Genomic DNA, 13,950 nt, shown 5'->3' with positions numbered 1-13,950 from the left:
ACATGTCTAAAATTATTGGTATTGACTTAGGTACAACTAACTCAGCTGTAGCAGTTCTTGAAGGAACTGAGAGCAAAATTATCGCAAATCCAGAAGGTAACCGCACAACACCATCTGTTGTTTCTTTCAAAAATGGTGAAATTATCGTTGGTGATGCTGCTAAACGTCAAGCTGTTACTAACCCTGACACTATTATTTCTATCAAATCAAAAATGGGAACTTCTGAAAAAGTAGCTGCTAATGGTAAGGAATATACACCGCAAGAAATTTCAGCTATGATCCTTCAATATCTTAAAGGTTACGCAGAAGATTATCTTGGTGAAAAAGTAACTAAAGCTGTTATCACTGTTCCTGCATACTTTAACGATGCACAACGTCAAGCAACTAAAGATGCTGGTAAAATTGCTGGTCTTGAAGTAGAACGTATTGTCAACGAACCAACTGCAGCTGCTCTTGCTTATGGTATGGACAAAACTGACAAAGACGAAAAAATCTTAGTATTTGACCTTGGTGGTGGTACTTTTGACGTTTCAATCCTTGAATTAGGTGACGGTGTCTTTGACGTCCTTGCGACCGCAGGTGACAACAAACTTGGTGGGGATGACTTTGACCAAAAAATTATTGATTTCTTAGTTGAAGAATTCAAGAAAGAAAACGGTATTGATCTTTCTCAAGATAAAATGGCTTTACAACGTTTGAAAGATGCTGCTGAAAAAGCTAAAAAAGATCTTTCTGGTGTTACTCAAACGCAAATTAGCTTACCATTTATCACTGCCGGTGCAGCAGGTCCGCTTCACTTAGAAATGGCTCTTTCACGTGCTAAATTCGATGATTTAACACGCGACCTTGTAGAACGTACTAAAGTTCCAGTTCGTCGTGCCCTTTCAGATGCTGGTTTATCTTTATCTGAAATTGATGAAGTTATCCTTGTTGGTGGTTCAACTCGTATTCCTGCAGTTGTTGAAGCTGTTAAATCTGAAACAGGTAAAGAACCTAACAAATCAGTTAACCCTGATGAAGTCGTAGCAATGGGTGCTGCAATCCAAGGTGGAGTTATCACTGGTGATGTAAAAGACGTTGTTCTTCTTGACGTAACACCATTATCACTTGGTATTGAAACAATGGGTGGAGTCTTCACTAAATTAATCGACCGTAACACTACAATTCCAACATCTAAATCTCAAGTTTTCTCTACAGCAGCAGACAACCAACCAGCCGTTGATATCCATGTTCTTCAGGGAGAACGTCCAATGGCAACAGATAACAAGACACTTGGTCGTTTCCAATTAACTGATATCCCAGCTGCACCTCGTGGCATTCCACAAATCGAAGTATCATTCGATATTGATAAAAACGGTATTGTTTCAGTAAGAGCTAAAGACTTAGGTACTCAAAAAGAACAACATATCGTTATCAAATCAAATGATGGTCTTTCTGAAGACGAAATCGACCGTATGATGAAAGATGCGGAAGCAAATGCAGAAGCAGATGCTAAACGTAAAGAAGAAGTTGATCTTAAAAATGAAGTTGATCAAGCTATCTTTGCTACTGAAAAAACGATCAAAGAAACTGAAGGTAAAGGCTTCGACACTGAACGTGACGCTGCTCAATCTGCTCTTGATGATTTGAAGAAAGCTCAAGAATCAGGAAATCTTGAAGATATGAAAGCTAAACTAGATGCACTTAATGAAAAAGCACAAGCTTTAGCAGTTAAAATGTACGAACAAGCTGCAGCTGCCCAACAAACAGCACAAGGCGCTGAAGGTACTCAAGCTACAGACTCAGCAAACAACGACGACGTTGTCGATGGAGAGTTTACTGAAAAGTAAAAATCTAGTTGTCTATTGATATTAATAACTAAATTCAGAGGTTGTACCAGACCTCTGTTTTTGGCTAAATTAAATGTCAAATTGCTGGCATCAAAATATTTCAAGAAAGGAATGATAGTGTTCTAACTGAACACGGGCTACGGACTGTGACAAAAAGATAGTTTTTCCTGGGACGCAAGCCGTCCAATGTCAAAACTCCTATTTTGTCTATGTCCGTTTAACGCCCTTTGTATCTTAATATTATGAACAATACTGAATTTTATGAGCGTTTGGGGGTGTCTAAGGATGCTTCTGCAGACGAGATAAAAAAAGCTTATCGGAAGATGTCTAAAAAATATCATCCTGATATTAATAAGGCTGCTGATGCTGAACAAAAATACAAGGATGTTCAAGAAGCTTATGAAACCCTTAGTGATTCACAAAAACGGGCTGCTTATGATCAATACGGTGCAGCTGGAGCACAAGGTGGCTTCGGTGGTGGTGCCGGCGGCTTTGGTGGTTTTGATGGGTCAGGCTTCGGTGGCTTTGAAGATATTTTTTCTAGTTTCTTCGGTGGTGGCGGAGGCATGCGTAATCCTAACGCACCTCGTCAGGGTGATGACTTGCAATACCGTGTCAATTTGAGCTTTGAAGAAGCCATTTTCGGTGTCGAAAAAGAAGTATCATATCATCGTGAAGCAATCTGTCATACTTGTGATGGTTCGGGAGCAAAACCAGGAACTAGTCCAGTAACTTGTGGACGATGTCATGGTACAGGGGTTATCAACGTGGACACACAAACACCACTTGGCATGATGCGTCGTCAAGTAACCTGTGATGTTTGTCATGGTAGTGGTCAAGAAATTAAAGACCCTTGTCAAACTTGTCACGGTACTGGTCATGAAAAAGAAACACATAGAGTTTCTGTTAAGATTCCTGCAGGTGTTGAAACAGGTCAACAAATCCGTCTTGCAGGTCAAGGTGAAGCAGGTTATAATGGCGGACCTTATGGCGATTTATTCGTTGTTTTAAACGTTTTACCTAGTCAAAAATTTGAACGCAATGGTTCAACAATCTACTACACTTTAAATGTAAGCTTCGTACAAGCCGCTCTAGGGGATACGGTGGATATTCCAACTGTCCATGGTGATGTTGAAATGGCAATTCCTGCCGGTACTCAAACGGGTAAAACTTTCCGTTTGAAAGGTAAGGGAGCACCAAAATTACGCGGTTCAGGCCAGGGTGATCAACATGTAACCATTAATATTGTGACCCCAACTAAATTGAATGATAAACAAAAAGAAGCCCTTCATGCATTTGCGGAGGCAAGTGGTCAAGAAATCAAATCGCCTAAGAAAAAAGGTTTCTTTGACAAAATGAAAGATGCTTTAGAGGATATTTAAAAGGACTAACTTGGATTAATTCCAAGTTGGTTTTTTATTTTTAATATTTTTCTTGCAGAATTAAAAAAACTATTGTAAAATGTATAACAGATTTAGTTTGATAATCAAATGATTTTTTATTAAAACTATTTTTGATAAGAGCAGAAAGAAGGAACTAATGACTTTTCAGACAATTCTCTTAGAAAGTGTAGATGATATAGCAACTCTAACACTAAATCGCCCGCAAGTATCCAATGGCTTTAACATTCCCATGTGTCAGGAAATACTAGAGGCTATTGATCACGTTTCTCAAAATGATCAGCTACATTTCTTGATTATCAAAGCGGCAGGAAAAGTATTTTCAGTCGGTGGAGATCTGGATCAAATGGAAAAAGCAGTTAGTAATGATGATGTTCAGTCGCTTGTAGATATCGCTAAGCTGGTTCAGGAGATCTCGATAGCCATTAGACGATTACCTAAGCCAGTCATCATGTGCGCCGATGGAGCTGTCGCTGGCGCAGCAGCCAACATAGCCCTAGCAGTTGATTTTTGTCTGGCAAGCACTCAAACGAAATTCATCCAAGCTTTCGTCAATCTAGCCTTAGCTCCAGATGCAGGCGGTCTTTATCTCCTAACAAGAGCTGTTGGATTGAATCGGGCCACCCATTTGGTTATGACAGGCGAAAGTGTTAGCGCTGAAAAAGCGCAGGATTTTGGTTTTGTTTATCGTGCAGTAGAAGCTGACAAGATGGATAAAACTCTTAACCAACTTTTAAAACGGTTAAGGAGAGGCTCAACTAATTCTTATGCAGCCATGAAAGCACTTGTTTGGGAAAGTTACTTTAAAGCTTGGGATGATTATGGCAAGCTTGAACTCGAACTGCAAGAAGAATTGGCTTTTAAAGAGGACTTCAAAGAAGGCGTTCGAGCTTTCTCAGAAAGACGCCTACCACGTTTCCAAGGCAAGTAAGGTAAAGCCTTGCAAAAAACTTTGGTCTTTGATATAATTTGACTGTCAAAGTTTATTGTTAGGAGGTGTCAACTTGGAATACACAGAAATTAATGAATACCTAGTGGATGTTTTTAACCGCATTTTAGTTATTGAAGAAATGAGTTTGAAAACCAGTCAATTCAAGGATGTTTCCCTTAAAGAGATGCATACCATTGAAATCATAGGGAAATTTAAAGACGTTACCCCAAGCGATATCGCCCGTGAATTGATGGTGACATTAGGAACTGTAACAACCAGTCTTAATAAGTTAGAAACTAAAGGCTATATTGAGAGAAGACGTTCAAGTTCTGACCGTCGCGTCGTTTACTTAAGCTTGACAAAAAAAGGAAGACTCTTAGATCGGTTACATGCTAAATTCCATAAAAATATGGTTGGGCATGTCACAGCGGACATGGATGATGAAGCCATGAAAGCATTACTAAGAGGCTTGAAAAACCTACATCAATTTTTGGAGGACTTAGTTTAATGCCTTATTCCAAAATTAGTCAAGTTGCCCATTATTTACCCGAGCAAGTGGTTAGTAATCAAGCCTTGGCTGATATATTAGATACAAATGATGAATGGATTTCTTCAAGGACAGGCATTAAAAATCGTCGCATCTCCCAAAATCAAAGCACCAGTGATTTAGCCAGTCAAGTAGCTCTGCAATTACTTGAAAAATCAGGAATGAAAGCAGAAACTATTGACTTTATCATTGTCGCAACAATCTCAGCAGACAGTATTATGCCTTCGGTAGCAGCTAAAGTTCAAGCAACCATCGGAGCGACAAATGCATTTGCTTTTGATTTAACAGCGGCATGTAGTGGATTTGTCTTCGCCTTGGCCATGGCCGATAAACTGATTAGTTCAGGGGCTTATTGCAATGGACTGGTTATCGGAGCAGAAACGCTTTCTAAAAGTTTAGATTGGACCGATCGGTCGACGGCTGTCCTTTTTGGAGATGGAGCTGGCGGAGTGTTGCTAGAATCGTCTGAACAAAAGCATATTTTAGCAGAGTCCTTGAACACTGACGGTAGTAGAGGATCATCTCTGACATCAGGCCAGAACAGCTTGAATTCACCTTTTTCAGAAAAGAGTGACAGTGACCCCTTCATCCATATGGATGGACGAGCAATCTTTGATTTCGCAATTCGGGATGTCTCAAAAAATATCAAGCAATTGATAGAAGACTCAGGACTAGAAAAAGATGGGATTGATTATTTCTTACTTCATCAAGCCAATCAACGGATCCTTGATAAGATGGCCCGAAAGATAGCCTGTCCCCGCGAGAAATTTTTAGAAAATATGATGGATTACGGGAATACCAGTGCAGCAAGCATCCCAATTCTCTTATCAGAGTCTGTCGCAAAAGGATCTATTTTATTAGATGGTAGCCAAGTTGTCTTGTTCTCCGGTTTCGGTGGAGGTTTGACTTGGGGAAGTCTAATTGTTAAAATTTAGTTATATCATGTGCTTAGCACATTTATAAAAAATAAAAAAAGAAACATTTAAGGAGAAATACAATGTCAGTATTTGAGAAAGTGCAAGAAATTATCGTTGAAGAACTTGGTAAAGAAACAGAAGAAGTAAAAATGGAAACAACATTTGATGACTTAGACGCAGATTCTTTAGATGTCTTCCAAGTTATCTCAGAAATTGAAGATGCATTTGATATTCAAATTGAAACTGAAGAAGGTTTGAACACTGTAGGCGACTTAGTTGCTTACGTTGAAGAAAAAACAAAATAAGCCTTTTATTTAAAAAGATTATTGATATCATATCATTGAGGGTGAGATTAGCCCCTGTCAAAAGGACCTAACTCACTCTTTCTTATTTCTATATAGTTTGATAATCAAATTAATTTAAGACAAGAAAAGGACACTATGAAAACACGTATTACAGAGTTACTAGGAATTGAATACCCAATTTTCCAAGGAGGAATGGCCTGGGTTGCTGATGGGGATTTGGCAGGGGCAGTTTCAAATGCAGGGGGCTTAGGCATTATTGGTGGCGGAAATGCACCAAAAGAAGTGGTCAAAGCAAACATCGACCGCGTTAAATCTATTACTGATAAGCCCTTTGGTGTTAACATTATGCTCTTATCACCTTTTGTTGACGATATTGTTGATTTGGTCATTGAAGAAGGTGTTAAAGTTGTTACAACAGGAGCTGGTAATCCAGGTAAATATATGGAGCGATTACATGCTGCTGGTATTATGGTTATTCCAGTTGTTCCAAGTGTAGCCTTGGCTAAACGTATGGAAAAACTAGGTGTTGATGCCGTCATCACCGAAGGTATGGAAGCTGGAGGTCATATTGGTAAACTGACCACCATGACTTTAGTTAGACAAGTTGTAGATACGCTTGCAATTCCTGTTGTTGCTGCTGGAGGTATAGCTGATGGACATGGTGCAGCGGCAGCCTTTATGTTAGGTGCTGAAGCAGTTCAAGTTGGGACACGATTTGTTGTTGCCAAAGAGTCAAATGCCCATCAAAACTTTAAAGATAAAATCCTAAAAGCAAAAGATATTGACACTGTAGTATCCGCTCAGGTTGTAGGCCATCCTGTCCGTGCTTTAAAAAACCGACTTACTTCAGCCTATTCTAAAGCTGAAAAAGAATTCTTAGCTGATAAAAGAACAGCTCAAGATATTGAAGAAATGGGCGCTGGAGCACTTCGGATTGCAGTTGTGGATGGAGATGTGGTCAATGGTTCCGTTATGGCTGGTCAAATTGCCGGTTTAGTGGAAAAAGAAGAGAGTTGCCAAGCCATTATTGAGGATATTTTCTATGGAGCTGCCGAGGTTATTCAGGCCCAAGCAGAACGATGGAATAACGTTAAAAGAAACGAAAACTAATTGTAGATGAGGTTGTCAAATGACAAAATTAGCACTATTATTTGCAGGTCAAGGGGCTCAAAAGCTTGGAATGGCAAGGGATTTTTATGATGCCTACCCAATTGCTAAAGAGACATTTGAGCAAGCTAAAGAGATTTTAGGTTATGATTTACGTCAACTAATTGATCATGATGGCGAAAAGTTAAATCAAACGCGTTTCACACAACCTGCCATTTTAACAACATCAATAGCTATCTATCGGGTTCTTGAATCTTATGATATCAAACCTGATATGGTAGCAGGTTTATCATTGGGGGAATATTCAGCATTAGTAGCATCAGGTGCTATTTCATTTGAAGAAGCTTTGAAATTGGTGGCAAAACGTGGTCAGTTTATGGAAGAAGCGGCTCCAGCTGGAACAGGTAAGATGGTAGCTGTCTTAAATACACCAGCTAGTCTTATCGAAGACATTTGTCAAAAGGCTTCTGCCAAAGGCATCGTTTCACCTGCAAATTACAATACTCCGGGTCAAATTGTTATCGGAGGAGAGATTGAAGCTGTCAATGATGCTCTTGAACTCCTAAAAGAAGCTGGTGTCAAACGACTGATTCCTTTAAATGTTTCTGGTCCTTTTCATACAGCACTTCTTGAAACAGCCAGTCAAAAACTAAGTGAAGAATTAAAAATGATCTCCTTTAATGAATTTGACTGTCCACTAATTGGTAATACTGAAGCTGAACTAATGATGAAAGAGGATATTCCTCAACTCTTAGCTCGCCAAGTCAAAGAGCCTGTTAGATTTTATGAAAGTATTAAAAAACTTCAGGAGAGAGGTTGCGACCAAGTTATTGAAATTGGTCCTGGAAGTATTTTAAGTGGCTTTATTAAAAAAATAGATAAAAACTTAAAAACAACTAGTATTGAAGATATTTCTTCATTGCGACTCTATTTAGAAGGTAGGAATTAAGGTAAATGGATATAAAAGGTAAAAATGTCTTTATCACTGGATCGACCCGTGGAATTGGTTTAGCTATTGCAAAAGAATTTGCTCAATTAGGTGCAAATATTATTTTGAATGGTCGTTCTGAAATTGCTCCTGAAGTATTGGTAGACTTCGAAGCATTTGAAGGGAAAACGATTTTTATTTCAGGTGATGTCTCTGATAGTACAGATGCTCAAAGGATGATTGATCAAGCAGTTGAGACGTTAGGTTCAGTAGATATTTTGGTCAATAATGCTGGCATCACCTATGATAAATTAGTCTTGCGAATGACCCAAGAAGATTTTGAAACGGTTCTCAGAATCAATTTAATTGGTGCCTTCAACATGACAAAATCAGTCTTAAAACCGATGTCAAAAGCTCGTCAAGGTGCTATTATCAATCTATCTAGCGTAGTTGGTTTGACTGGGAATATTGGTCAAGCTAATTATGCAGCCTCAAAAGCTGGTTTGATTGGTTTTACCAAATCAGTTGCCAAAGAAATTGCAGGTCGCGGTGTTACTGTAAATGCGATTGCACCTGGTTTTATTGAGTCTGATATGACAGATGTCTTGACTGAAAAAACAAAAGACAGTATTCTCAGTCAGATTCCAATGAAACGAATTGGTAAGGCCCAAGAAGTTGCGCAACTAGCAACCTATTTGGCTGGTCAAAACTATATCACAGGTCAAGTTATTGCCATCGATGGTGGCATGACCATGCAGTAAATTTGAGGTAAAGAAAAATGACATTTAATAGAGTAGTAGTAACAGGATATGGTGTAACATCTCCCATTGGAAATACCCCTCAAGACTTTTGGTCTAGCTTAAAAAATGGTAAAATTGGAATTGGTCCAATCAGCAAGTTTGATACGACAGATTTTGTTGTCAAAAATGCAGCTGAAATTAAGGATTTTCCATTTGATAAGTATTTTGTAAAAAAAGATTTAAACCGTTTTGATATGTATTCCCTTTACGCCTTGTATGCTGCAAAAGAAGCGGTTAGCAATGCGCAACTGGATTTAGATAGTGTTGATACGGACCGTATGGGTGTCATTGTTGCAACAGGGATTGGTGGTATTCAAGAAATTGAAGATCAAGTTATCCGTCTACATGAAAAAGGACCAAGACGTGTTAAACCAATGACCTTGCCAAAAGCTTTACCAAATATGGCTGCTGGTAATGTCGCTATGACATTAAATGCACATGGGATTTGTAAATCCATTAATACGGCTTGTGCTTCCTCTAATGATGCTATCGGAGATGCTTTCCATTTGATTAAATTTGGCATGCAAGATGTGATGGTAACTGGAGGCGCAGAAGCAGCGATAACAAAATTTGCTATTGCTGGATTCCAAAGTTTAACAGCTTTATCCACAACTGAAGACCCTGAGCGTGCATCCATTCCTTTTGATAAGGACCGTAATGGCTTTGTCATGGGTGAGGGATCAGGCATGCTTGTTTTAGAGAGCCTGGAACATGCTCAAAAACGTGGAGCGACTATTCTGGCAGAAATTGTTGGTTATGGGAATACTTGTGATGCTTACCATATGACTTCACCACACCCAGAAGGTTTAGGAGCTCGAAAAGCAATTAACTTAGCACTTAAAGAAGCAAATATTACTGCGTCTGACATTGATTATGTTAATGCCCATGGGACCTCAACTCCTGCTAATGAAAAAGGAGAAAGTCAAGCCATTGCTGCTGTCTTAGGTAAAGAAGTACCTGTTTCTTCGACTAAGTCATTTACAGGTCACTTATTAGGTGCTGCTGGTGCCGTGGAAGCCATTGCGACGATTGAAGCAATGCGTCATTCATATGTTCCAATGACAGCTGGAACACAAGAGTTGTCAGATTATGTTGAAGCAAATATTATCTATGGACAAGGAAAAGATGCTGCGATTCATTACGCCATTTCAAATACCTTTGGATTTGGTGGGCATAATGCCGTCTTAGCATTCAAAAACTGGGAGGAATAAGTTGGATATTCAAGAAATAAAGGATCTGATGAGACAATTTGATCAATCAGAGCTTAGAGAATTTTCATACAAAGTAAATGGGGAGGAACTGTCATTTAGTAAAAATGAGCTTAAAGTTATCCCTCAACCTGTAATCAATGGGTCTAATGAATCACAAAGTGTCATTGGTCAACAGGTAGAACCGACACAATCAGAGGTCTCCTCAGAAGATAGCATTCAGGTTAATGATGAAGCTGCTCAGGCAGTTGAAGGTGAATTGGTTGAAAGTCCTCTAGTTGGAGTTGCCTATTTATCTCCTGGACCAGGGAAAGACAACTTTGTAAGTGTTGGTAGTCAGGTAAAAAAAGGCCAAACCTTAATGATTATTGAAGCTATGAAAGTCATGAATGAAATTCCTGCTCCAAAAGATGGCATTATCACAGAAATCCTTGTTTCCAACGAAGAAGTCCTTGAATTCGGAAGTGGATTGGTTAGATTAAAATGATAGATATAAAAAAAATTCAAGAAGCACTCCCTCACCGCTATCCAATGCTTTTGGTAGATCGCGTTCTAGAGGTTGACAATGATAAAATTGTAGCTTTAAAAAATGTAAGCATTAATGAGCCCTTTTTTGAGGGCCATTTTCCTGACTATCCGGTTATGCCTGGTGTCTTAATCATGGAGGCTCTGGCTCAAACGGCAGGTGTTTTAGAACTTTCAAAAGAAGAAAATAAAGGCAAATTGGTTTTCTATGCCGGTATGGATAAGGTCAAATTTAAAAAACAAGTTGTTCCTGGAGACCAATTAATCATGACTGCAACTTTTATCAAGCGTCGTGGGACCATTGCTGTCGTTGAAGCTAAGGCGGAAGTTGATGGGAAATTGGCTGCTAGTGGAACTTTAACCTTTGCCATTGCCAGTCAGTAATAACCTTTCTGTGGAGGATTAGAATGTTTAAAAAAATCTTAATTGCCAATCGTGGCGAAATAGCTGTTCGGATTATTCGCGCAGCAAGAGAATTAGGGATTTCCACAGTTGCTGTTTATTCTGAGGCCGATAAGACTGCTCTTCATACTATGCTTGCAGATCAAGCTATTTGCATTGGTCCAGCTCGTTCGACAGATTCCTATTTAAATATGAAATCAGTACTCTCAGCTGCCATTGTTACAGGTGCGCAAGCAATTCACCCGGGCTTCGGCTTTTTAAGTGAAAATGCTAAATTTGCCACCATGTGTGAGGAGATGAACATCAAGTTTATCGGTCCTTCAGCCAGTATCATGGATAAAATGGGCGATAAAATCAACGCCCGTGCTCAAATGAAAAAAGCTGGGGTTCCAGTTATTCCAGGTTCCGATGGCGAGGTGTTTTCGGCACAAGAAGCTCAAGAAATTGCCGATCGTGTTGGTTATCCGATTATGCTTAAAGCCTCTGCTGGAGGTGGTGGTATGGGAATTCGCAAAGTGACTTCTGCTGCCGATTTACAAGAAGCCTTTGATTCCGCCTCTCAAGAAGCCCTTAGTGCTTTCGGAAATGGGGCAATGTATGTTGAAAAGTTGATTTACCCAGCTCGTCATATCGAAGTTCAGATTTTAGGGGATGCTTTTGGACACGTTGTGCATTTGGGTGAAAGAGATTGCTCATTACAACGTAACAACCAAAAAGTCCTGGAAGAAAGCCCTTCTGTCGCGATAGGCGAAACGCTTCGCAAAGAAATGGGACAAGCTGCTGTCAAAGCAGCACAAGCTGTTGCCTACGAAAATGCAGGAACCATCGAATTCTTGTTGGATGAAAGAAGCGGACAGTTTTATTTTATGGAAATGAATACCCGCATTCAGGTTGAACATCCTGTGACTGAATTTGTGACTGGCGTTGATATCGTCAAAGAGCAAATTAAAATTGCTGCGGGCATACCATTAGAAATAGAACAAGAAGACATTCACATTACAGGGCATGCGATTGAATGTCGTATTAACGCTGAAAATCCAAGCTTTAATTTTGCCCCAAGTCCTGGTAAAATCACTGACCTCTACTTGCCTTGTGGTGGAGTCGGTTTACGTGTGGACTCTGCTGTTTACCATGGTTATACCATCCCTCCATATTATGATAGTATGATTGCAAAAGTGATTGTTCATGGAGAAAATCGTTTTGATGCACTGATGAAGATGCAACGGGCGCTTTATGAAATGGAAATTGAGGGGATTTCAACCAATATCGATTTCCAATTGGATTTAATTTCTGAAAAACGAGTCATTGCTGGTGATTATGATACCGCCTTTTTAACGGAGAATTTCTTACCACATTACCTTAATGCAGAGGAGTAAGTATGGCGTTATTTAGTAAAAAAGATAAATACATCCGCATTACCCCTCATAACTCTCAAAAAAGTTTGGTTAGTCAATTAGTACCAGAAGTTCCAGACGAACTTTTTGCTAAATGTCCTGCTTGCAAACATTCTATTTATCAGAAGGACCTAGGACCAGCAAAAATCTGTCCGGAATGTTCTTATAATTTTCGGATTTCTGCTCAGGAACGTTTGACACTTATCGTTGATGAGGGTTCTTTTCAAGAGCTATTTGATGATATTGAATGTCAAGATCCGCTTCGTTTTCCAAACTATTCGGATAAGTTGAAAAAAGCAAAAGAAGAGACAGGTCTTCATGAAGCGGTATTGACGGGTAAGGCGAAAGTTAAAGGTGTTCCGATGGCGCTTGCCATTATGGATTCTCATTTTATTATGGCCAGTATGGGAACGGTCGTGGGCGAAAAAATCACTCGTCTCATAGAGTTAGCAATTAAAGAAAACTTAGCCTTGGTTATTTTTACTGCATCTGGTGGTGCCAGAATGCAAGAAGGTATCATGAGTCTGATGCAGATGGCCAAAGTCTCTGCGGCCGTTAAGAGACATTCTAATGCTGGGCTCTTTTATCTGACAGTTTTAACGGATCCAACAACTGGTGGTGTAACGGCCAGCTTTGCCATGCAAGGGGATATTATTCTTGCCGAACCGCAATCGCTCGTAGGCTTTGCGGGACGTCGTGTGATTGAAACGACAGTCAGAGAAAATCTCCCTGAGGATTTCCAAAAAGCTGAATTTCTGCTGGAACATGGCTTCGTAGATGCTATTGTCAAAAGGACAGAACTTCGCGATACGATAGCTTACTTGGTAGCATTTCATGGAGGTGGCCGATGACTGATGTTTCTCGGATATTAAAAGAAGCTAGAGATCAGGGTCGGATGACGACTCTAGATTACGCCAATCAAGTTTTTGATCAGTTCATGGAATTGCATGGTGATCGCCAATTTTCGGACGATGGTGCTATTGTTGGTGGAATTGGCTATTTAGATGGATTAGCAGTAACAGTGTTAGGAATTCAAAAAGGAACTAACCTTCAAGATAATTTACACCGTAATTTTGGGCAACCTCATCCAGAAGGCTATCGTAAAGCACTTCGTCTAATGAAACAGGCAGAAAAGTTTAGGCGTCCAATTGTTACCTTTATTAATACGGCAGGTGCCTATCCAGGTGTTGGTGCTGAAGAAAGAGGACAAGGGGAAGCTATTGCTCGTAATCTTTTGGAAATGAGTGACCTGAAAGTTCCTATTATCGCTATTATAATAGGTGAGGGCGGTTCAGGTGGAGCCTTAGCTCTTGCTTTATCTGATAAAGTTTGGATGCTTGAAAATTCAATTTATGCTGTTTTAAGTCCTGAAGGCTTCGCTTCCATATTATGGAAGGATGGCTCTCGCGCAACAGAAGCAGCAGAATTGATGAAAATTACAGCCCGTGAATTAAAAGAGATGAATGTTGTTGATAAGATCATTCCAGAGCGTGGATATTTTTCAAGTGAGATTGTTTCTAAAATTAAAAAAGACTTGATTTTAGAAATTCAAGCCTTACAATCATTGCCAGTCGAGGATTTAATAGAACAGCGTTATCATCGCTTTAGACAATATTAAAAAGGATAGCTTATGAAGTGACCCCTAAATGTTAGACAA

General features: G+C 39.6%; 15 protein-coding genes. All 15 read left to right on the top strand.

The genetic code is table 11. The features are described from left to right. Positions 1-2: 2 nt before the first annotated feature. The 15 genes from dnaK (at position 3) to A9Q68_RS06230 (ending at position 13,911) form a co-directional block, all read left to right on the top strand. Positions 3-1,829 (top strand): molecular chaperone DnaK, encoded by a 1,827-nt coding sequence (gene dnaK, locus A9Q68_RS06300; protein WP_071793839.1) that lies wholly within the window; start codon positions 3-5, stop codon positions 1,827-1,829. A 242-nt stretch (positions 1,830-2,071) separates the two neighbouring features. After that, positions 2,072-3,211 carry a molecular chaperone DnaJ gene (gene dnaJ / locus A9Q68_RS06295; RefSeq protein WP_071793838.1) on the top strand — a complete coding sequence of 380 codons (1,140 nt, stop codon included), beginning with the start codon at positions 2,072-2,074 and terminating at the stop codon, positions 3,209-3,211. Between the two features lie 157 nt (positions 3,212-3,368). Then, positions 3,369-4,160 carry an enoyl-CoA hydratase gene (locus A9Q68_RS06290; RefSeq protein ID WP_071793837.1) on the top strand — a complete coding sequence of 264 codons (792 nt, stop codon included), beginning with the start codon at positions 3,369-3,371 and terminating at the stop codon, positions 4,158-4,160. Positions 4,161-4,233: 73 nt separating this feature from the next. After that, positions 4,234-4,668, top strand: coding sequence for a fatty acid biosynthesis transcriptional regulator FabT (gene fabT, locus A9Q68_RS06285; protein WP_071793836.1), 435 nt, complete (start codon positions 4,234-4,236; stop codon positions 4,666-4,668). Then, positions 4,668-5,642 (top strand): beta-ketoacyl-ACP synthase III, encoded by a 975-nt coding sequence (locus A9Q68_RS06280; RefSeq protein ID WP_071793835.1) that lies wholly within the window; start codon positions 4,668-4,670, stop codon positions 5,640-5,642. Before fabT ends, A9Q68_RS06280 begins: the two co-directional genes overlap by 1 nt. Positions 5,643-5,704: 62 nt before the next feature. After that, positions 5,705-5,929: an acyl carrier protein gene (locus tag A9Q68_RS06275; RefSeq protein WP_071793834.1), complete on the top strand. Its 225-nt coding sequence runs from the start codon at positions 5,705-5,707 to the stop codon at positions 5,927-5,929. Between the two features lie 135 nt (positions 5,930-6,064). After that, complete coding sequence (gene fabK, locus A9Q68_RS06270; protein ID WP_071793833.1) at positions 6,065-7,039, top strand: enoyl-[acyl-carrier-protein] reductase FabK; 975 nt, start codon at positions 6,065-6,067, stop codon at positions 7,037-7,039. 19 nt (positions 7,040-7,058) lie between these two features. After that, on the top strand, positions 7,059-7,985 hold the full coding sequence (fabD, locus tag A9Q68_RS06265) for an ACP S-malonyltransferase (protein WP_071793832.1): 927 nt from the start codon (positions 7,059-7,061) through the stop codon (positions 7,983-7,985). A 5-nt stretch (positions 7,986-7,990) separates the two neighbouring features. Continuing rightward, positions 7,991-8,725: a 3-oxoacyl-[acyl-carrier-protein] reductase gene (gene fabG / locus A9Q68_RS06260; RefSeq protein WP_071793831.1), complete on the top strand. Its 735-nt coding sequence runs from the start codon at positions 7,991-7,993 to the stop codon at positions 8,723-8,725. 17 nt (positions 8,726-8,742) lie between these two features. Beyond that, on the top strand, positions 8,743-9,975 hold the full coding sequence (gene fabF / locus A9Q68_RS06255; protein WP_071793830.1) for a beta-ketoacyl-ACP synthase II: 1,233 nt from the start codon (positions 8,743-8,745) through the stop codon (positions 9,973-9,975). 1 nt (position 9,976) lies between these two features. Continuing rightward, positions 9,977-10,459, top strand: coding sequence for an acetyl-CoA carboxylase biotin carboxyl carrier protein (gene accB / locus A9Q68_RS06250; protein WP_071793829.1), 483 nt, complete (start codon positions 9,977-9,979; stop codon positions 10,457-10,459). Beyond that, positions 10,456-10,881, top strand: a complete 426-nt coding sequence (gene fabZ, locus A9Q68_RS06245; RefSeq protein WP_071793828.1) for a 3-hydroxyacyl-ACP dehydratase FabZ — start codon at positions 10,456-10,458, stop codon at positions 10,879-10,881. The genes accB and fabZ overlap by 4 nt, the downstream gene beginning before the upstream one ends. Positions 10,882-10,904: 23 nt before the next feature. Continuing rightward, complete coding sequence (locus A9Q68_RS06240) at positions 10,905-12,275, top strand: acetyl-CoA carboxylase biotin carboxylase subunit (RefSeq protein ID WP_071793827.1); 1,371 nt, start codon at positions 10,905-10,907, stop codon at positions 12,273-12,275. A 2-nt stretch (positions 12,276-12,277) separates the two neighbouring features. Continuing rightward, positions 12,278-13,144 (top strand): acetyl-CoA carboxylase, carboxyltransferase subunit beta, encoded by an 867-nt coding sequence (gene accD / locus A9Q68_RS06235; RefSeq protein WP_071793826.1) that lies wholly within the window; start codon positions 12,278-12,280, stop codon positions 13,142-13,144. Next, complete coding sequence (locus tag A9Q68_RS06230; RefSeq protein ID WP_071793825.1) at positions 13,141-13,911, top strand: acetyl-CoA carboxylase carboxyl transferase subunit alpha; 771 nt, start codon at positions 13,141-13,143, stop codon at positions 13,909-13,911. Before accD ends, A9Q68_RS06230 begins: the two co-directional genes overlap by 4 nt. The last annotated feature ends 39 nt before the right edge of the window (positions 13,912-13,950 follow it).

Origin of the sequence: Streptococcus bovimastitidis (assembly GCF_001885095.1) — a bacterium.
Lineage (GTDB): Bacteria > Bacillota > Bacilli > Lactobacillales > Streptococcaceae > Streptococcus > Streptococcus bovimastitidis.
Note: the sequence above shows the minus strand (reverse complement) of the source record. Positions and strands in the feature narration are given on the sequence as shown.

Bases quoted from the DNA above. Each gene is read 5' to 3' on its own strand.
- dnaK (WP_071793839.1), top strand. From the start codon at position 3: ATGTCTAAAATTATTGGTATTGACTTAGGTACAACTAACTCAGCTGTA.
- dnaJ (WP_071793838.1), top strand. From the start codon at position 2,072: ATGAACAATACTGAATTTTATGAGCGTTTGGGGGTGTCTAAGGATGCT.
- A9Q68_RS06290 (WP_071793837.1), top strand. From the start codon at position 3,369: ATGACTTTTCAGACAATTCTCTTAGAAAGTGTAGATGATATAGCAACT.
- A9Q68_RS06280 (WP_071793835.1), top strand. From the start codon at position 4,668: ATGCCTTATTCCAAAATTAGTCAAGTTGCCCATTATTTACCCGAGCAA.
- A9Q68_RS06275 (WP_071793834.1), top strand. From the start codon at position 5,705: ATGTCAGTATTTGAGAAAGTGCAAGAAATTATCGTTGAAGAACTTGGT.
- fabK (WP_071793833.1), top strand. From the start codon at position 6,065: ATGAAAACACGTATTACAGAGTTACTAGGAATTGAATACCCAATTTTC.
- fabD (WP_071793832.1), top strand. From the start codon at position 7,059: ATGACAAAATTAGCACTATTATTTGCAGGTCAAGGGGCTCAAAAGCTT.
- fabG (WP_071793831.1), top strand. From the start codon at position 7,991: ATGGATATAAAAGGTAAAAATGTCTTTATCACTGGATCGACCCGTGGA.
- fabF (WP_071793830.1), top strand. From the start codon at position 8,743: ATGACATTTAATAGAGTAGTAGTAACAGGATATGGTGTAACATCTCCC.
- fabZ (WP_071793828.1), top strand. From the start codon at position 10,456: ATGATAGATATAAAAAAAATTCAAGAAGCACTCCCTCACCGCTATCCA.
- A9Q68_RS06240 (WP_071793827.1), top strand. From the start codon at position 10,905: ATGTTTAAAAAAATCTTAATTGCCAATCGTGGCGAAATAGCTGTTCGG.
- accD (WP_071793826.1), top strand. From the start codon at position 12,278: ATGGCGTTATTTAGTAAAAAAGATAAATACATCCGCATTACCCCTCAT.
- A9Q68_RS06230 (WP_071793825.1), top strand. From the start codon at position 13,141: ATGACTGATGTTTCTCGGATATTAAAAGAAGCTAGAGATCAGGGTCGG.